This is a genomic window from Burkholderia sp. KCJ3K979 (genome assembly GCF_016759955.1).
GTDB classification, from domain to species: Bacteria; Pseudomonadota; Gammaproteobacteria; order Burkholderiales; family Burkholderiaceae; genus Burkholderia; species Burkholderia orbicola.
On sequence record NZ_JACFYV010000140.1, the window covers coordinates 1 to 17,887 of the forward strand.

Sequence of the window (17,887 nt, forward strand, 5' to 3'; positions counted from 1 at the left end):
ACCCCCTTTGCCTGATGACCATAGCGAGTCGGTCCCACCCCTTCCCATCCCGAACAGGACCGTGAAACGACTCTACGCCGATGATAGTGCGGATTCCCGTGTGAAAGTAGGTAATCGTCAGGCTCCCTCAAGCCAAGAACCCCCGCCCGAAAGGCGGGGGTTTTTGCATTTCAACGGCGGAAATTCCCGACGTAGATCACGCCTCGTGCTGAATAGCTACACGGCAGCACATCTAAGCAGCGGGCCGCTGAAATCTCAGAAATCAGACCTGCTCCCAGACTGATCAAACCTCGGTATTTCCCTGCCGCAACCTCTCTTACCGCGGTCGGTAGCCCAATCTGATCAACTGTACGCAGGGAGTCATCTTGCTGCGATCTCCTCACCCATCAGACCCTGATCCGCAAGATCGGAAAAAATCTGCCCGGGATGGCGCTCGATTCCTTTTCGCCGATCTTTTCGGCCCCCAGTGTCAGATAGAACGGCGCGGCATTGGGATCCGCTTCGATCACAAAGCTCTTGATTCCTCTCGCGGCGGCCTCGGTCCGAACCGATTTCCACAGCGCACGGGCGACGCCCTGACCCATGTGATCGGGATGAACGAACAGCCATCCGGGCGTTGGCCGATCCGAATTCAACGATGCTCGGATCCAGAATCCGATGATCGACTCGCCTGATTCCGCGACGTAACCGATCGCCCCTTCGATCGTCTCCGGCGAGATCGTGAGATCGTCTTGCCACACGTCCAGCCATTCCTTCGGATAGCCCCAGTGCGCCTTCGAAAGGCGTGCCAGTCGTGTGAGTTCGTCCGCGTCCGCGGCACGCGCAGCACGCACGATAAATAGCTTGTGCATTTCGGCTCTCGTCATGGCGGACACCCCCTTGGTCGGCGTTTTCATGAGTGCATCATCCGGATCGTACGGTCTCATCGCCCGATCGACAGCCGACCCGCTCACCACAGCGTTGCGCGATGCCATTCAAATGCACACGCCCAGCGCGGCTATATGACCTGCGACGCATGTCCGGCGACGACGCGCCAGTGGGCGCCCGATCGACGCCAGAGGCGTGTATAGGCAAACGTGCCGGTGAATGCCGCGCCGTCGAAACGGCCGGCAAGAGCCGCTCGCGTCGTGGTGAGGATCATCTCGTCGACCGCGGATGCGCGCATTTCGATGACGTCGAGTGTGTCGAGACGCAAAAGCTTCACGCGATGCGCGGCCAGGTCGTCCTCTTTCGAGATGACCTGGCCGGTCGGGACTGTGAACACCAGATCGTCGTCCAGCAGCGCGTCGAGCGCTTCGACGTCGTTGGCCAGCATCGCCGCGCGTAGCGCGGTTTCGCTGGGTTCGATGACGGTACGGATTGCATCCATGTCAGGCCTCGCATCATTTCGGAGGGAAAGCGGCACGGGGGCGACAACTCGGCCTATCGCGCATTCGACAGCGACTGACGCCGGACCAGCATCACCATGCAGATGCCGATCGACGCGATCAGGTTGATGGCCGGATAGAACGCGACCGCGACACTCCACGTGCTCAGTGCCAGCAACGCCAGCGCGTACTTGAGCACACACAGCGCGAAATAGACGAGGCTCTCGCTCCACGGATCGCGGATTGTCTTGCGCACGGTTGGGCCGAGGCCGGCCAGCTCGATCAGCGTGACCAGGCAGATCGACACCGTCGGATCGTCGGTCAGCATCCACAGCGGAATGGCTGACAGTGCTGCACACAGGAACAGCCAGTCGAGGCCCGTCCAGCCGTGCTCGCCGCGAAACAGGCTGGCGATCAGCGTCAGAAAGCACGTGACGGCAATCGCCGCCGTGCACCATGCGGACGGGCCCGCGCCCGCGACGAACTGGCCGGCGGCCGCGATCGCCGTGACGACCGACCACACGAGCCACGTGAACAGATGCGGGCGAACGGTGCGCCGATAGATCGCGAGCCCGTAAGGAATCGCCGCCAGCAGCGACACGGCCGTTCCGATCACGCCGAAGATCGAAGCGGTGCTTTCATCGACATTCACCATCGACGCAACCTTGTTCGGATTGCCGATCAGTATGTGGTCAGACGGATCAGGGCGCAACGTCCTGCGTTTTCCGCGGTGCGGTGAGCGCTACGCAGATTCGCACCGGAATGCGGAAGAAACAGGACTGGCGCGTATCGACTGCACATGACGAGACGCTCCGCATCCACCTAGCCAGTCAAGACTCCGCCTTCGCCGCATGCACGTCGCGCCGAAACGCACCGGGGCTCGTGCCTGTCCATTTCCGGAACGCGCGATGAAACGCGCTCGGCTCGGTGAAGCCGAGCTCGACCGCGATCTCCGCGACGCTGAGCGCGTGCCCGCGCAGCAGCGACTGGGCCAGCGCGCCGCGTAATTCGTCCTTGATCGCCGCGAAACTTTGCCCTTCGCTGCGCAAACGCCGCCGCAGCGTCGCGGGCGTCGTGTCGAGGCGCACGGCCAGCGTGTCGAAGTCGGGCCATTCGGCGGCCGGCAGCGCTTTCAGGTGCGCGCGCGTCTTCGCGACCCAGCCCGTGTCGTGCCGGTAGCGCACGAGGAGATTGCCGGGTGCGCCGCGCAGGAAGGTCCGCAGTGTCTGCTCCGAGCGGATCGTCGGCAGCGCGAGGTACGCGGCGTTGAACGCGAGCCGGCTGTCGGGCCGGTCGAAATGCACCGGGACGCCGAAGAACTGGTGATAGTCGCTGCGCTGGCCGAGGCTCGGGCACGCGAAATCGATGCGCTGCAGCGGGATGCGCCGGCCGATCAGCCAGCACGCGACGCCGAGCAGGATCAGCCAGAACGTCCGGTACGCGAATGCCGGATACGGCGCGCCCGATTGCGCCAGCACGATCTGCGCCTGCCCGTCGGCCACGACGAGTTCGCCGTGCGGCTCGTCGAGCACCACACGCAGGAATTTCAGCGCGCGCCGCAGCGCCTTGTCGAGCGTGCCGGCGTGCAGCACCGCGTGACACAGCAGCGTAAAGCTGCCGCGCCGCATCGGGCGCGGGGCCAGCCCGAAGAATTCGTCGTCGAGCGCACCGGCGATCGCGAGCCACAGCCGGCCGTACTGCTGCGGCGTGACGGGTTCGTGCACGGCGGCCGGCAGCCCGGCGGCACGCAGCACGGGCGCGGTCGGCAGGTCGCGCCGGCGCAGGCACGCGAGCGCATCGTCGACGAAATCCGGCGAAATCATCTGCGGCCCCATTTCCTGCGTCCTCTCGACATGGCAAAAGCGATCATGATTCTAGATTCCGTTTGTCATTGATTGCAATGTAGGGGCTGTCTACTATCGATGTATCCCCGTCGCGCCTCTGGCGCGTCGGCGGCTATAACGCACAGGAGACACGCATGCCTGAAGGAGCTACCGCCCGGGCGGTGCCGGCCTACGCCGACGCCGTGGCCCGTTTCAGTATCGAGACCGCTGCCGCGCAACTGAGCGGCGATCTGGAGCGCGGCCTGAACGCGTGTGTCGAATGTTGCGACCGGCACGCGAAGGCGGACGCGATCGCGCTCGACTGGATCGACGCCGGCGGGCAGCACCACCGCTTTACGTTCGCGCAAATGCAGGCGTTGTCGGCCCGGGTCGCGAACCTGCTCGTCGCGCAGGGCGTGAAGCCGGGCGACGTGGTGGCCGGCCTGCTGCCGCGCACGCCGGAGCTCGTCGCGACGATCCTCGGCACGTGGCGCGCGGGCGCCGTGTACCAGCCGCTGTTTACCGCGTTCGGCCCGAAGGCGATCGAGCACCGGCTGCGCATGAGCGATGCGCGGCTCGTCGTGACCAACGTCGCGAATCGCGCGAAGCTCGACGAAATCGCCGATTGCCCGCTGGTCGCGACGGTACGCGAAGCAGGCGAGGCGCTGCCGGTGCGCGACATCGATTTCCGCGCGGCGCTCGACGCGCAGTCCGATACGTTCGAACCCGTGCTGCGCAAGGGATCCGACCTGTTCATGATGATGTCGACGTCGGGCACGACGGGCCTGCCGAAGGGCGTGCCGGTGCCGCTGTACGCGCTGCTCGCGTTCGGCGCGTACATGCGCGAAGCGGTCGACCTGCGTGCCGGCGACCGGTTCTGGAACATCGCCGATCCGGGCTGGGCGTACGGCCTCTATTACGCGATCACGGGCCCGCTGCTGCTCGGTCATGCGACGACGCTGTACGAGGGCAGCTTCACGGTCGACAGCACGTACGATGTGATCGACCGGCTCGGCATCACGAGCCTCGCGGGTTCGCCGACCGCATTCCGGATGCTGATGGCGGCCGGGACGGAAGCGGCCGCGCGCGTGAAGGGCCGGCTGCGCGTGGTGAGCAGCGCGGGCGAACCGTTGAACCCGGAGGTCGTGCGCTGGTTCCACGCGGCGCTCGGGGCGCCGATCCACGATCACTACGGCCAGACCGAGCTGGGCATGGTCGTGAACAACCATCACGGCCTCACGCACGTGGTGCACGTCGGTTCGGCCGGCTTCGCGATGCCGGGCTACCGTGTCGCGGTGCTCGACGAAGCGGGCCGCGAACTCGGCCCCGGCGAGCCCGGCAACCTCGCGATCGACATCGCGCGCTCGCCGCTGCTGTGGTTCCGCGGCTACTGGCAGCAGGACACGCCGGCGATCGCGGGCGGCTATTACCGGACCGGCGACAACGTGGAGCTGGAGCCGGACGGCGCCGTGAGCTTCATCGGCCGCGCGGACGACGTGATCACGTCGTCCGGCTACCGGATCGGCCCGTTCGACGTGGAGAGCGCGCTGATCGAGCATCCGGCCGTCAGCGAGGCCGCCGTGATCGGCGTGCCCGACCCGGAGCGCACGGAGATCGTGAAGGCGTTCGTCGTCCTGTCGAAAGGCTTCGACGGTACGCCCGAACTGGCCGAGGAATTGAGTCAGCACGTGAAGCGGCGGCTGTCCGCTCACGCTTATCCGCGCGCGATCGACTTCGTCGACGCGCTGCCGAAAACCCCGAGCGGCAAGATCCAGCGCTTCGTGTTGCGCAAGATGGAAGCCGAGAAGGTCGCTCAACCCTGAATACGGACTGCCAATGAATATCAAGGATCGCGTTTTTCTGATTACGGGCGCCGGCTCCGGCCTCGGCGCCGCGGTGGCGCGCATGGTCGTCGCGCAAGGCGGCAAGGCCATGCTGCTGGACGTCAATGACGAGGCGGGCGCGGGTCTCGCGAATGAACTCGGCGCGGCCGCACGGTTCGTGAAGACCGACGTGACGAGCGAAGCCGACGGTCAGGCGGCCGTCGCGGCCGCGCGCGACGCGTTCGGCCGCGTCGATGCGCTCGTCAACTGCGCGGGCGTCGCGCCGGGCGAGAAGGTCGTCGGCCGCGATGGCCCACACTCGCTCGACCGCTTCGCGCGGGCGGTGTCGATCAACCTCGTCGGCACGTTCAACATGATTCGGCTGGCTGCCGAAGCGATGTCGAAGCAGGAGGCCGATGCGGAAGGCGAGCGCGGCGTGATCATCAACACCGCGTCGGTCGCGGCGTTCGACGGACAGATCGGACAGGCCGCGTATGCGGCGTCGAAGAGCGGCGTGGTGGGCATGACGCTGCCGATCGCGCGCGAACTCGCGCGCTTCGGCATTCGCGTCGTGACGGTCGCGCCCGGCATCTTCGCGACGCCGATGATGGCCGGCATGCCGCAGGACGTGCAGGACGCGCTCGGCAAGAGCGTGCCGTTCCCGCCGCGGCTCGGCCGCCCGGAAGAATTTGCGGCGCTGGTGCGCCACATCGCCGAGAACACGATGCTGAACGGCGAAGTCATCCGTCTCGATGGCGCGTTGCGCATGGCACCGCGCTGACACTGGAGGAAACGAATCATGACGACTCAGGATCCGATCGTAATCGTGGGTGCGGCGCGCACGCCGATGGGTGGTTTTCAGGGCGACCTGGCGGCGGCGAGCGCGAGCGACCTTGGCGCGGTGGCGATTCGCGCCGCGCTCGAGCGCGCGAACGTGCCGGCCGAACGCATCGAGGAAATCGTGTTCGGCTGCGTGCTGCCGGCCGGCCAGGGCCAGGCGCCCGCGCGACAGGCCGCGCTGAAGGCCGGGCTGCCGCTCGCGGCGGGCGCGACCACGGTCAACAAGATGTGCGGTTCGGGGATGAAGGCGGCGATGTTCGCGCACGACCTGCTGCTGGCGGGTTCGGCGCGCGTGGCCGTGGCGGGCGGGATGGAGAGCATGACGAATGCGCCGTATCTGCTGCCGAAGGCGCGCGCGGGCATGCGCATGGGTCACGGACAGGTGCTCGATCACATGTTCCTCGACGGGCTCGAGGACGCGTATGAAAAGGGCCGCCTGATGGGCACCTTCGCCGAGGATTGCGCGCAGGCGTACCAGTTCACCCGCGAAGCGCAGGATGCGTTCGCGATTGCGTCGCTGACGCGGGCGCAGCGCGCGATCGCGGAAGGGCGGTTCGTGTCGGAAATCGCGCCGGTGACCGTGAAGGCCGGCAAGACGGAAAGCGTCGTGTCGATCGACGAGCAGCCCGGCAAGGCGAAACTCGACAAGATCCCGACGCTGAAGCCGGCGTTTCGCGACGGCGGCACGGTGACGGCCGCGAACGCATCGTCGATCTCGGACGGTGCGGCCGCGCTGGTGATGATGCGCCGCTCGGAAGCCGAGCGCCTCGGCCTCACGCCGAAGGCCGTGATCGTCGGGCATGCGACTCATGCGGACAAGCCCGGCCTGTTCGCGACCGCACCGATCGGCGCGCTGCGCAAGCTGTCGGAGAAAACCGGCTGGAACCTGCGCGACGTCGACCTGTTCGAGATCAACGAAGCGTTCGCGGTGGTGCCGATGGCCGCGATGCGCGACCTCGATCTGCCGCACGAGAAGGTGAACGTGCACGGCGGCGCGTGCGCGCTCGGGCATCCGATCGGCGCATCGGGTGCGCGCGTGATGGTGACGCTGCTGGCCGCGCTCGAAACGTATGGCCTGACGCGCGGCGTCGCATCGCTGTGTATCGGCGGCGGCGAAGCAACGGCCGTTGCGATCGAGCGCATCGCGTAAGACGTCGCATCACGCATCGCGTCGCATCGTTCGCACGCGCGAACGCGGCATCACGGGCGGCGCGTATCGCACGGGACATCTCCGTGTGATGCGCGCCGCCCGTTTTTATTCGATGAAAGCGTCGTATCGCGCTAAGGCTTCGCGTTTGGCGACACAGCACCGCACGCGCGAATCACGAGCTGCACGACCTGCTCGGTTTTCTCGTCGAACGCCTTCTTCGTGAACGCGCGCTTGCCGCTCAGCGCGCGAATCTGCGCATCGAAATCCGCATAGTGCTGCGTGGTCGCCCAGATCAGGTACATCAGCGCATGCGGGTCGATCGGCGCGAGCAGCCCGCGCGCGATCCAGCCTTCGATCACCCTGACGCGCGCGTCGAACCACGGCTTCACGCGTTGCGACAGGATGTCCTGCATGTGCTCCGCGCCGTGAATGATTTCGTTGGCCCACACCTTCGAGCCGAGCGGGCGCCGCTGCGACAGCGTCATCTTCGCGCGCACGTAGCTGCCGATCGCTTCGACCGGATCGTCGTCGGCCTCGAACGAGCCGGCCGCGCGATGCCAGTCCTCGAACAGGTCGTCGAGCACGCGGCGGTACAGCGCGAGCTTGGTCGGGAAGTAGTAGTGCACGTTCGCCTTCGGCAAGCCGGCGCGCTCTGCGATCATCGCGGTGCTGGCGCCGGCGAGCCCACGTTCCGCGAATACGGTTTCCGCGCACGCGAGCAGATGCGCTTCGTTAGACTCGCGAATATGCGCCTTGCGTCGCCGCAAAGGCGCCGGCGTTTCGTCACGGTCGGTGGCTGCGATTGCCGCCTCGTCATGTCTCATCGTTACCCTCGCGCGGCGGCCATGCCGCGTTGGGCTTCATTCTAGCCGCTGATTCGCGTCGCGCGCACGGATGTGGCGGCGCTGCAGTCACGACGATGCTGCGTTGCGATGGCACGTTTCTCGCTCTGTCGCGTCACGCAAGAAAGACGTTGCGCTGGTCATTTTGATCGTCTAAAACCTGTCCAATCGGACAGGATTTAACGCGTTGCCTGCATCGACGGACATGCACCGCATCCGTGCGGCGTGCCCCGAAACAGGCCTCGCACGCACCGGCACAGACCGGGCTGGCGACATCACCGACCCCCCAGGAGCGATACGAATGAGCGCGGTATCGGAAACAGTGAAGCGGGCAGCTTTCGACACGTCGATCAGGGTCGACGGCAAGCGGTTGTGGGACAGCCTGATGGAAGTCGCGAAGATCGGCGCGACGCCGAAGGGCGGCGTGTGCCGCCTCGCGCTCACCGATCTCGACAAGGCCGGCCGCGACCTGATCGTCGGCTGGGCGAAGGCCGCCGGCTGCACGGTGACGGTCGATACGATGGGCAACGTGTTCATGCGTCGCGCGGGCCGCGTGGCCGACGCGGCGCCGGTCGTCACGGGTTCGCACGCGGATTCGCAGCCGACCGGCGGGCGCTTCGACGGTATCTACGGCGTGCTCGGCGGCCTCGAGGTGATTCGCAGTCTGAACGATCACGGCATCGAGACCGAGCATCCGGTCGAGGTCGTGATCTGGACCAACGAGGAGGGCTCGCGCTTCGCGCCCGCGATGGTCGCGTCGGGCGTGTTCGCGGGTGTGTTTCCGCTCGAATACGGGCTGTCGCGCAAGGACGTGGACGGCAAGACGATCGGCGAGGAACTGGCGCGCATCGGCTATGCGGGCGACGTGCCGTGCGGCGGGCGCAAGCTGCACGCGGCGTTCGAGCTGCATATCGAGCAAGGGCCGATTCTCGAAGCGGAATGCAAGACGATCGGTGTCGTGACCGACGCGCAGGGGCAGCGCTGGTACGAGATCACGTTTACCGGCCAGGAGGCGCACGCGGGGCCGACGCCGATGCCGCGCCGCCGTGACGCGCTGCTCGGCGCGTCGCGCGTGGTCGACCTCGTCAACCGGATCGGCCTCGATCATGCCCCGTTCGGCTGCGCGACGGTCGGCATGATGCAGGTCCACCCGAACTCGCGCAACGTGATTCCCGGCCGCGTGTTCTTCACCGTCGATTTCCGTCATCCGGACGACGCCGTGCTCGCGAAGATGGATGCGGCGCTGCGCGACGGCGTCGCGCGCATCGCGGCCGACATCGGGCTCGACACCGAACTCGAGCAGATTTTCTACTACAAGCCGGTCGCGTTCGATCCTGAGTGCGTGGCGGCCGTGCGCGGCGCGGCCGACCGCTTCGGCTACTCGCATCGCGACATCGTGTCGGGTGCGGGCCACGACGCGTGCTATCTGGCGCAGGTCGCGCCGACGTCGATGGTGTTCGTGCCCTGCATCGACGGCATCAGCCACAACGAGATCGAGGACGCGACGCCCGCATGGATCGAGGCCGGCGCGAACGTGCTGCTGCACGCGATGCTGTCGCGCGCATGCGAGCCGGCCTCGTGATGGATCGACCGTAGCGGCCGTGAGGCTGCGTCACGTCAGATATTTGCATTCCTAAGCATGACCGCCCCGACTGTGCATCCGCAGCCGGCGGGGACGGCTTTGTCTCCACCCAGTCGAAGGAACGCGTATGACCACCCAGCCAACCGGCGATATCGCCGCGCATCGCCTGTCGTCCACGCAACTCTCGTGCGAATTCGCCGATATCGCGCCGCTGCTCGATCCGACTGCCGCGGCGGCCGCCGCAAGCCGCTGTCACTACTGCTACGACGCGCCGTGCGTGCATGCGTGCCCGACGCAGATCGACATCCCGAGCTTCATCCGCAAGATCGGCAACGGCAACCTGAAAGGCGCGGCGACCGACATCCTGTCCGCGAATCCGCTCGGCGGGATGTGCGCTCGCGTGTGCCCGACGGAGATCCTGTGCGAAGGCGCATGCGTGCGCAACCATCAGGATGCACAACCCGTCGCGATCGGCGCGCTGCAGCGGCACGCGACCGACTGGGCGATGCAGACCGGCGCGGTGCAGTTCCGGCGCGCGCCCGAGACGGGTCGCCATGTGGCGGTGGTCGGCGCGGGGCCGGCCGGGCTCGCATGCGCGCACCGGCTCGCGCTCGCCGGGCATCGTGTCACGCTGTTCGACGCGCGCCCGAAGGCCGGCGGCCTCAACGAATACGGGATTGCCGCGTACAAGACCGTCGACGATTTCGCGCAACGCGAAGTCGAGTGGTTGCTGTCGGTGGGCGGCATCACGCTGGAAACGGGTATGGCGCTTGGCCGCGACGTGACGCTCGACGCCTTGCGCAAGCAGCACGACGCGGTATTCCTTGCGATGGGCCTCGGCGGCGTGCGTGCGCTCGCGATCGAAGGCGAGCAACTGCGCGGCGTGATGAACGCGGTTGATTTCATCGAGCAGGTACGGCAGGCCGACACGCTCGCGAACGTGCCGGTCGGGCGGCGCGTGGTCGTGATCGGCGGCGGCAATACGGCGATCGATGCGGCGGTGCAGAGTCGCAAGCTCGGCGCCGAGCGCGTGACGATGGTGTACCGGCGCGGCGTGGAGGCAATGAGCGCGACGTGGGCCGAACGCGAGTTCGCGCAGAAGAGCGGCGTCACGCTCGTCACGCACGCGAAGCCGACGCGCATCGCGGGCACGGACGGGCAGGTGACGGGCGTCGAATTCGAAGGCGCATCGGGCGAGTGCTTCACCGTCGACGCGGACATGGTGCTGAAGGCGATCGGCCAGACGCTGGTGCCGGACGCTGTCGAAGCCGCGCTGCTGACTGCGGACGGCACACGCATCGCGGTGGATGCGGACGGACGCACGGCGCTGCCGGACGTATGGGCCGGTGGCGACTGCGCGGCGACGGAGGGCGTCGACCTCACGGTGCAGGCCGTGCAGGACGGCAAGCGCGCGGCCGCGTCGATCGACGCCACGCTTGCCGCGCGCGACGCGAAGGCGGCCTGACCGCGCGACGCACCGCACGCACACCGAACACGACCCCATTCTCACGGAGCCGAACATGGCCGACCTTCGCTGCACCATCGCAGGCATCACTTCGCCGAATCCCTTCTGGCTGGCGTCCGCGCCGCCCACCGACAAGGCCTACAACGTCAATCGCGCCTTCGAGGCGGGCTGGGGTGGCGTCGTCTGGAAGACGCTCGGGCTCGATCCGCACGTCGTCAACGTCAGTTCGCGTTACGGCGCGGTGCAGTGGAACGGCCAGCGCATCGCGGGGCTGAACAACATCGAGCTGATCACCGACCGTCCGCTCGACGTGAACCTGAGAGAGATCGCGCAGGTGAAACGCGACTGGCCGGACCGCGCGCTGATCGTGTCGCTGATGGTGCCGTGCAACGAGCGCGACTGGAAATGGATCCTGCCGCTCGTCGAGGACACCGGGGCCGACGCGGTCGAACTCAACTTTGGCTGCCCGCACGGGATGAGCGAGCGCGGGATGGGCGCGGCGGTCGGGCAGGTGCCCGAATACGTCGAGATGGTCACGCGCTGGGTGAAGGAGGGCACGAAGCTGCCGTGCCTCGTGAAGCTCACGCCGAACATCAGCGATATCCGGATGGGCTCGCGCGCCGCGTACAAGGGCGGCGCGGACGGCGTGTCGCTGATCAACACGATCAACTCGATCGTCGCGGTCGATCTCGACCAGATGGCGCCGATGCCGACCGTCGACGGCAAGGGCACGCACGGCGGCTATTGCGGGCCGGCGGTCAAGCCGATCGCGCTGAACATGGTCGCGGAGATCGCCCGCGACCCGGAAACGCCGAACCTGCCGATCTCGGGCATCGGCGGCATCTCGTCGTGGCGCGATGCGGCCGAGTTCATGGTGCTCGGCGCCGGCAGCGTGCAGGTGTGCACCGCCGCGATGCATTACGGATTCCGGATCGTGTCGGATCTCGCCGATGGCCTGTCGAACTGGATGGACGAAAAGGGCTACGCGACGCTCGATGACATTCGCGGCCGCGCGGTGCCGAACGTGACCGACTGGAAATACCTGAACCTGAAGTACGACATCAAGGCGCGCATCGACCAGGATCGCTGCATCCAGTGCGGGCTGTGCCATATCGCGTGCGAGGACACGTCGCATCAGGCGATCACGGCGACGAAGGACGGCGTGCGGCATTTCGAAGTGGTCGATTCGGAGTGCGTCGGGTGCAATCTTTGCATGCATGTGTGTCCGGTCGAGCAATGCATCACGATGGAGCGCGTCGATTCGGGCGACTACGCGAACTGGACCACGCATCCGAACAATCCGGCGAGCGCGGAGGCTGGTGCGAGTGGCCCGGCGGCGGCGCCCGAGAAGCACGCGAAGGCGGCCTGACCGAGGTCCGGCGGCGCGGCATGGACTGCGCCGCCGCTTTTCGTTTCCCCGGGCCGGCATCGCACGATGCCGGCGCCGACGTTTTCGTGGAGCGCGTTCAATGAAACCAGCAGCGATTCTCGCCGATCCCGACAGCGCCGCGGCGCACGGCGGCAGCCTGTACAACGACGACCTCGCGCCGACGACGCCGGCGCAGCGCACGTGGAAGTGGTACCACTTCGCGGCGCTGTGGGTCGGGATGGTGATGAACATCGCGTCGTACATGCTCGCGGCCGGCTTGATCCAGGAAGGCATGTCGCCGTGGCAGGCGGTGATGACGGTGCTGCTCGGCAACCTGATCGTGCTCGTGCCGATGCTGTTGATCGGCCATGCAGGCGCGAAGCACGGGATTCCGTACGCGGTGCTCGTGCGCGCGTCGTTCGGCACGCAGGGCGCGAAGCTGCCCGCACTGCTGCGCGCGATCGTCGCCTGCGGCTGGTACGGCATCCAGACCTGGCTCGGCGGCAGCGCGATCTACACGCTGCTGAACATCCTGACCGGCAACGCGCTGCACGGCGCGGCGCTGCCCGTAGTCGGCATCTCGTTCGGGCAACTCGCGTGCTTCCTCGTGTTCTGGGCGCTGCAGCTGTACTTCATCCTGCACGGCACCGATTCGATCCGCTGGCTCGAAAGCTGGTCCGCGCCGATCAAGGTCGTGATGTGCGTGGCGCTCGTGTGGTGGGCGACGTCGAAGGCCGGTGGCGTGGGCTCGATGCTGTCGGCGCCGTCGCAGTTTGCGGCAGGCGGCAAGAAGGCCGGGCTGTTCTGGGCGACCTTCTGGCCGGGCCTGACCGCGATGGTCGGGTTCTGGGCGACGCTCGCGCTGAACATTCCCGATTTCACGCGTTTCGCGCATTCGCAGCGCGACCAGATGATCGGGCAGTCGATCGGACTGCCGCTGCCGATGGCGTTGCTGTCGGTGGTGTCGGTCGTCGTGACGTCGGCGACCGTCGTGATCTACGGCAACGCGATCTGGGATCCGATCGACCTGACGAGCCGGATGACCGGCATCGGTGTGGGCATCGCGCTCGTGATCCTCACGCTCGATACGATGTGCTGCAACCTCGCGGCGAACCTGGTCGGTCCTGCATACGATTTTTCGAGCCTGTGGCCGAAGGCGATTTCGTATCGCGCGGGCGGGATGATCACCGCGACGATCGCGATCGTGATGATGCCGTGGAAGATCCTCGCGACGACGGACGGCTACATCTTCACCTGGCTCGTCGGTTATTCGGCGCTGCTCGGGCCGGTCGCGGGCATCCTGATGGTCGACTATTTCCTGATTCGCGGCACGCAGCTCGACACGCGCGCACTGTTCGACGAGCGCGGCGATTTCAGCTACGCGCGGGGCTGGAACCCGGCCGCGCTGGTCGCGCTCGCGGTCGGCGTGCTGCCGAACCTGCCGGGCTTCCTGCATACGGCGTTTCCGGCGTCGTTCCCGAACGTGCCGGCGTTCTTCAACACGCTCTACACGTACGCGTGGTTCGTCGGCCTCGTGCTGGCGTCGGGCGTGTACGGCACCTGGATGAAGTGGCGCGCCGGACAGCGCGCGCAGATCGCGAGCGCATGACGCACGCGCGGCCCGGATGCGGCTCGCGCGCGGCATGCGGCACCGACAGTCAACGAGGAGGCAACGAAATGGCAATCCTGATTCGTGGCGGCACCGTGGTCGATGCGGACCGTTCCTATCGTGCGGACGTGCTCTGCGCGGACCCGCAGGACGGCGGCACGATCCTGCAGATTGCGGAGCAGATCGACGCGCCGGCCGGCGCAACCGTGGTCGACGCGCACGACCAGTACGTGATGCCGGGCGGCATCGACCCGCACACGCACATGGAACTGCCGTTCATGGGCACGACCGCGAGCGACGATTTCTACTCGGGCACCGCGGCCGGGCTGTCGGGCGGCACGACGAGCATCATCGATTTCGTGATTCCGAGCCCGAAGCAGCCGCTGATGGAGGCGTTCCGCGAATGGCGCGGCTGGGCCGAGAAGGCGGCTTCCGATTACGGTTTCCACGTCGCCGTGACGTGGTGGGACGACAGCGTGCACCGCGACATGGGCACGCTCGTGCGCGAGCATGGCGTATCGAGCTTCAAGCACTTCATGGCGTACAAGAACGCGATCATGGCCGACGACGAGGTGCTCGTGAACAGCTTCACGCGTTCGCTCGAACTCGGCGCGCTGCCGACCGTGCACGCGGAAAACGGCGAGCTCGTGTTCCAGCTGCAAAAGGCGCTGCTCGCGCGCGGGATCACGGGGCCGGAGGCGCATCCGCTGTCGCGGCCGCCGGAGGTGGAAGGCGAGGCGGCGAACCGCGCGATCCGCATCGCGCAGGTGCTCGGCGTGCCCGTGTATATCGTGCACGTGTCGGCGAAGGACGCAGTGGACGTGATCACCCGCGCGCGCAGCGAAGGGCTGCGTGTGTTCGGCGAAGTGCTGCCGGGGCACCTCGTCATCGACGAGGCCGTTTATCGCGATCCGGACTGGACGCGCGCGGCGGCTCACGTGATGAGCCCGCCGTTCCGCTCGGCCGAGCATCGCGAGGCGCTGTGGCGCGGGCTGCAGTCGGGCCAGCTGCATACGACCGCGACCGATCACTGCGTATTCTGCGCATCGCAGAAGGCGATGGGCCGCGAGGATTTCACGAAGATCCCGAACGGCTGCGGCGGTGTCGAGGATCGCATGTCGGTGCTGTGGCATCACGGCGTGAATCACGGCCGCATCACGCCGAACGAGTTCGTGCGGATCACGTCGACCAATGCCGCGCAGATCTTCAACCTGTATCCGCGCAAGGGCGCCGTGCAGGTCGGCGCCGATGCCGACCTCGTCGTGTGGGACCCGGCCGCGACGAAGACGATCTCGGTGAAGACCCATCACCAGCAGGTCGACTTCAACGTGTTCGAGGGGATGACGGTGCAGGGCGTCGCGACGCACACGCTCACGCGCGGCGCACTCGCATGGGCCGACGGCGAATTGCGCGCGGTGCGCGGCGCGGGCCGCTACCTCAAGCGCCCGCCGGGCGCCGGCTACTACGAGGCCGCGCGGATCGCGAACCGGCTGCGCGAGCCGCATCCGGTCGAACGCGCCGGTTGAACGACGCAGGTCATGCGGGGCGTGTCCGTTCGAACGGCGCGCCCCGCGCGCGTTTTCGCAGGATAGATAGAACAACTGATCAAGTCATCGAGGCACGAAAAAAGAAACGATCGATACCATTGACCGCGGCGATTTTGGCGACGTTGCCGGCGCGCATATCGAGCGAGTAACATCCACCAACCCGATCGCACGGGTCGCGGGCACGGGCCGCCCGCCGGACAGTTCAAATAGTGAGAAAGGAGCACAAGGTGGATATTCTGCGCAGTCTCCTCGGCATGCTGTTTCTGTTGCTGGTCGCGTATCTGCTGTCGAACAACCGCCGCGCGGTCAGCGCGCGGACCATGATCGCCGCGCTGCTCACGCAGTTCGCGATCGGTGCGCTCGTCCTGTTCGTGCCGTCGGGCCGTGCGGCGCTGGCCGCGGCCGCGAACGGCGTCAATCGCGTGCTCGACATGGGCAATCACGGCATCGCGTTCGTGTTCGGCGGGCTGGTCGACGCGCGCATGTTCCAGTTGTTCGGCGACGGCGGGTTCGTGTTCGGCCTGCGCGTGCTGCCGATGATCATCTTCGTCACCGCGCTGATCTCGGTGCTGTACTACATCGGCGTGATGAAGTGGATCGTCGCGATCCTCGGCGCGGGGTTGGCGAAGGTGCTCGGCGTGAGTCGCATCGAGGCATGCTCGGCCGTCGCGACGATCTTCCTCGGGCAGAGCGAGATGCCCGCGCTCGTGAAGCCGTTCGTGCGCAACATGACGAGCGCCGAGATCTTCACGGTGATGGCGAGCGGGATGGCGTCGGTCGCGGGCTCGGTGCTGGTCGGCTATGCCGGCCTCGGCGTGAAGATGGAGTACCTGCTCGCCGCGTCGTTCATGGCGGTGCCGGGCGGGCTGCTGTTCGGCAAGCTGCTGTTTCCGACCGTCGAGCCGAGCCGCGTGGTGGTCGATGGCCTCGATTTCGACGACAAGCGCGCCGCCAACGTGATCGAGGCGGCCGCCTCCGGTGCATCGGTCGGCCTGCGCATCGCGATCAACGTCGGCGCGATGCTGATCGCGTTCGTCGGGCTCATCGCGCTGATGAACCTGATCGTCGGCGGCGCGGCCGCGTTCGCGGGCTTTCCGCAGGTAACGCTGGTCGGTATCATCGGCCATCTGTTCGCGCCGCTCGCATGGATCATCGGCGTGCCGTGGCACGATGCGACGCTGGCCGGCAACTTCATCGGCGAGAAACTGATCTTCAACGAATTCGTCGCGTACGGCGACCTGTCGCCGTACCTGAAGGGTGGCGCGCACGCGGCGGCGGCCGGCCTGCAGGTGCTCGACCCGAAGACGCTCGCGATCGTATCGTTCGCGCTGTGCGGCTTCGCGAACTTCTCGTCGATCGCGATTCTCGCGGGCGGCTTCAGCGCGGTCGCGCCCGAACGCCGTTCGGCCGCGACGCTGTCGAACCTGATGAGCGCGGCGATTGCCGGCCTGTTTTTCTCGCTGCATTGAACCGTACAGTCGACTCCGATCGAAGCGAGGCAACGATGTTTCTACCGCAGGAATTCATTCGCAGGAAGCGTGACGGGCAGCCGCTCGATCGCGACGACATGGCCGCGTTCGTGCGCGGCGTGACCGACGGCAGCGTGACCGAGGGCCAGGTGGCCGCGTTCGCGATGGCCGTGTATTTCAACGACCTGAGCACCGACGAGCGCGTCGCGCTGACGCTCGCGCAGCGCGATTCGGGCGACGTGCTCGACTGGCGCGCACTCGATCTCGGCGGGCCGGTGATCGACAAGCATTCGACGGGCGGCGTCGGCGACGTCGTGTCGCTGATGCTCGGGCCGATGGTGGCCGCGTGCGGCGGCTACGTGCCGATGATCTCGGGGCGCGGGCTCGGCCATACCGGCGGCACGCTCGACAAGTTGAGCGCGATCCCCGGTTACGACGTGATGCCCGATACGGATGCGTTTCGCCGCACGGTGCGCGAGGTCGGCGTCGCGATCATCGGGCAGACCGCGCGGCTCGCGCCGGCCGACAAGCGCATCTATGCGATCCGCGACGTGACGGCGACCGTCGAATCGGTCGCGATGATCACCGCGTCGATCTTGTCGAAGAAGCTCGCGGCGGGGCTCGACGGGCTCGTGATGGACGTCAAGGTCGGCTCCGGCGCGTTCATGCCGACCGCGGAGAAATCGGCGGAACTGGCGCGCAGCATCGTCGACGTCGGCAATGGCGCCGGCATGAAGACGACCGCGATCCTCACCGACATGAACCAGTCGCTCGCGCCGTGCGCGGGCAATGCGCTCGAGGTGGCGTGCGCGATCGACTACCTGACGGGCAAGTCGCGTCCCGCCCGTTTGCACGACGTGACGATGGCGCTGTCGGCGGAGCTGCTCGTCACCGGCGGGCTGGCGCGCGATGCCGCCCATGCGCGCGAGAAGCTGCAGCAGGCGCTCGATTCGGGCGCGGCCGCCGAGCGTTTCGCGCGCATGGTCGCCGCGCTCGGCGGC

At 67.1% G+C, this 17,887-nt stretch carries 15 protein-coding genes and 1 rRNA gene; 11 read left to right on the forward strand and 5 right to left on the reverse strand.

The genetic code is table 11. The annotated features are described in order from the left end of the window. Window positions 1–10 precede the first annotated feature (10 nt). Window positions 11–123: ribosomal RNA gene (rrf, locus tag H3O04_RS24400) — 5S ribosomal RNA — on the forward strand. A gap of 263 nt (window positions 124–386) precedes the next feature. Here rrf and H3O04_RS24405 read toward each other — a convergent pair. The 4 genes from H3O04_RS24405 to H3O04_RS24420 form a co-directional block, all read right to left on the reverse strand. Next, complete coding sequence (locus H3O04_RS24405) at window positions 387–866, reverse strand: GNAT family N-acetyltransferase (protein WP_034175640.1); 480 nt, start codon at window positions 864–866, stop codon at window positions 387–389. A 131-nt stretch (window positions 867–997) separates the two neighbouring features. Then, complete coding sequence (locus H3O04_RS24410; protein WP_202588602.1) at window positions 998–1,369, reverse strand: nuclear transport factor 2 family protein; 372 nt, start codon at window positions 1,367–1,369, stop codon at window positions 998–1,000. 53 nt (window positions 1,370–1,422) lie between these two features. Then, a complete protein-coding gene (locus tag H3O04_RS24415; protein WP_202588603.1) occupies window positions 1,423–2,022 on the reverse strand; it encodes a hypothetical protein in 600 nt (199 codons plus the stop codon). 175 nt (window positions 2,023–2,197) lie between these two features. After that, a complete protein-coding gene (locus H3O04_RS24420) occupies window positions 2,198–3,202 on the reverse strand; it encodes an AraC family transcriptional regulator (protein ID WP_202588604.1) in 1,005 nt (334 codons plus the stop codon). 143 nt (window positions 3,203–3,345) lie between these two features. Between H3O04_RS24420 and H3O04_RS24425 the strand changes: the two genes are divergently transcribed. Genes H3O04_RS24425 through H3O04_RS24435 form a run of 3 tightly spaced genes read left to right on the forward strand, consistent with a single transcriptional unit; the run spans window position 3,346 to window position 7,003 of the window. Next, the gene (locus H3O04_RS24425) at window positions 3,346–5,013 is read left to right on the forward strand and encodes an acyl-CoA synthetase (RefSeq protein WP_202588605.1); all 1,668 of its coding nucleotides are present in this window, start codon (window positions 3,346–3,348) and stop codon (window positions 5,011–5,013) included. A gap of 13 nt (window positions 5,014–5,026) precedes the next feature. Continuing rightward, entirely contained in the window at window positions 5,027–5,794 is a 768-nt protein-coding gene (locus tag H3O04_RS24430; RefSeq protein WP_006481504.1) for a 3-hydroxyacyl-CoA dehydrogenase, read from the forward strand. An 18-nt stretch (window positions 5,795–5,812) separates the two neighbouring features. Beyond that, on the forward strand, window positions 5,813–7,003 hold the full coding sequence (locus H3O04_RS24435) for an acetyl-CoA C-acyltransferase (protein WP_006481503.1): 1,191 nt from the start codon (window positions 5,813–5,815) through the stop codon (window positions 7,001–7,003). 131 nt (window positions 7,004–7,134) lie between these two features. Here the strand turns inward: H3O04_RS24435 and H3O04_RS24440 are convergent, their stop codons facing one another. Continuing rightward, window positions 7,135–7,827 carry a TetR/AcrR family transcriptional regulator gene (locus H3O04_RS24440; protein WP_202588606.1) on the reverse strand — a complete coding sequence of 231 codons (693 nt, stop codon included), beginning with the start codon at window positions 7,825–7,827 and terminating at the stop codon, window positions 7,135–7,137. Window positions 7,828–8,146: 319 nt separating this feature from the next. Between H3O04_RS24440 and H3O04_RS24445 the strand changes: the two genes are divergently transcribed. The 7 genes from H3O04_RS24445 to deoA form a co-directional block, all read left to right on the forward strand. Then, window positions 8,147–9,427: a Zn-dependent hydrolase gene (locus tag H3O04_RS24445; protein WP_034175573.1), complete on the forward strand. Its 1,281-nt coding sequence runs from the start codon at window positions 8,147–8,149 to the stop codon at window positions 9,425–9,427. Between the two features lie 127 nt (window positions 9,428–9,554). Next, window positions 9,555–10,892 carry an NAD(P)-dependent oxidoreductase gene (locus H3O04_RS24450; RefSeq protein ID WP_202588607.1) on the forward strand — a complete coding sequence of 446 codons (1,338 nt, stop codon included), beginning with the start codon at window positions 9,555–9,557 and terminating at the stop codon, window positions 10,890–10,892. A 55-nt stretch (window positions 10,893–10,947) separates the two neighbouring features. Further along, the gene (gene preA / locus H3O04_RS24455) at window positions 10,948–12,261 is read left to right on the forward strand and encodes an NAD-dependent dihydropyrimidine dehydrogenase subunit PreA (RefSeq protein WP_027811374.1); all 1,314 of its coding nucleotides are present in this window, start codon (window positions 10,948–10,950) and stop codon (window positions 12,259–12,261) included. 100 nt (window positions 12,262–12,361) lie between these two features. Further along, complete coding sequence (locus H3O04_RS24460) at window positions 12,362–13,870, forward strand: NCS1 family nucleobase:cation symporter-1 (protein ID WP_202588608.1); 1,509 nt, start codon at window positions 12,362–12,364, stop codon at window positions 13,868–13,870. Window positions 13,871–13,938: 68 nt separating this feature from the next. After that, window positions 13,939–15,396 carry a dihydropyrimidinase gene (gene hydA / locus H3O04_RS24465; RefSeq protein ID WP_023476503.1) on the forward strand — a complete coding sequence of 486 codons (1,458 nt, stop codon included), beginning with the start codon at window positions 13,939–13,941 and terminating at the stop codon, window positions 15,394–15,396. Between the two features lie 248 nt (window positions 15,397–15,644). Further along, complete coding sequence (locus H3O04_RS24470) at window positions 15,645–16,886, forward strand: nucleoside transporter C-terminal domain-containing protein (RefSeq protein ID WP_202588609.1); 1,242 nt, start codon at window positions 15,645–15,647, stop codon at window positions 16,884–16,886. A 35-nt stretch (window positions 16,887–16,921) separates the two neighbouring features. Continuing rightward, window positions 16,922–17,887: thymidine phosphorylase (deoA, locus tag H3O04_RS24475; protein WP_202588610.1), on the forward strand; the 966-nt coding region annotated here is incomplete at its 3' end.

Bases quoted from the DNA above. Each gene is read 5' to 3' on its own strand.
- H3O04_RS24415 (WP_202588603.1), bottom strand. From the start codon at position 2,022: ATGGTGAATGTCGATGAAAGCACCGCTTCGATCTTCGGCGTGATCGGA.
- H3O04_RS24445 (WP_034175573.1), top strand. From the start codon at position 8,147: ATGAGCGCGGTATCGGAAACAGTGAAGCGGGCAGCTTTCGACACGTCG.
- hydA (WP_023476503.1), top strand. From the start codon at position 13,939: ATGGCAATCCTGATTCGTGGCGGCACCGTGGTCGATGCGGACCGTTCC.
- H3O04_RS24460 (WP_202588608.1), top strand. From the start codon at position 12,362: ATGAAACCAGCAGCGATTCTCGCCGATCCCGACAGCGCCGCGGCGCAC.
- preA (WP_027811374.1), top strand. From the start codon at position 10,948: ATGGCCGACCTTCGCTGCACCATCGCAGGCATCACTTCGCCGAATCCC.
- H3O04_RS24425 (WP_202588605.1), top strand. From the start codon at position 3,346: ATGCCTGAAGGAGCTACCGCCCGGGCGGTGCCGGCCTACGCCGACGCC.
- H3O04_RS24420 (WP_202588604.1), bottom strand. From the start codon at position 3,202: ATGGGGCCGCAGATGATTTCGCCGGATTTCGTCGACGATGCGCTCGCG.
- H3O04_RS24440 (WP_202588606.1), bottom strand. From the start codon at position 7,827: ATGAGACATGACGAGGCGGCAATCGCAGCCACCGACCGTGACGAAACG.
- H3O04_RS24430 (WP_006481504.1), top strand. From the start codon at position 5,027: ATGAATATCAAGGATCGCGTTTTTCTGATTACGGGCGCCGGCTCCGGC.
- H3O04_RS24405 (WP_034175640.1), bottom strand. From the start codon at position 866: ATGACGAGAGCCGAAATGCACAAGCTATTTATCGTGCGTGCTGCGCGT.
- H3O04_RS24435 (WP_006481503.1), top strand. From the start codon at position 5,813: ATGACGACTCAGGATCCGATCGTAATCGTGGGTGCGGCGCGCACGCCG.
- H3O04_RS24410 (WP_202588602.1), bottom strand. From the start codon at position 1,369: ATGGATGCAATCCGTACCGTCATCGAACCCAGCGAAACCGCGCTACGC.
- H3O04_RS24450 (WP_202588607.1), top strand. From the start codon at position 9,555: ATGACCACCCAGCCAACCGGCGATATCGCCGCGCATCGCCTGTCGTCC.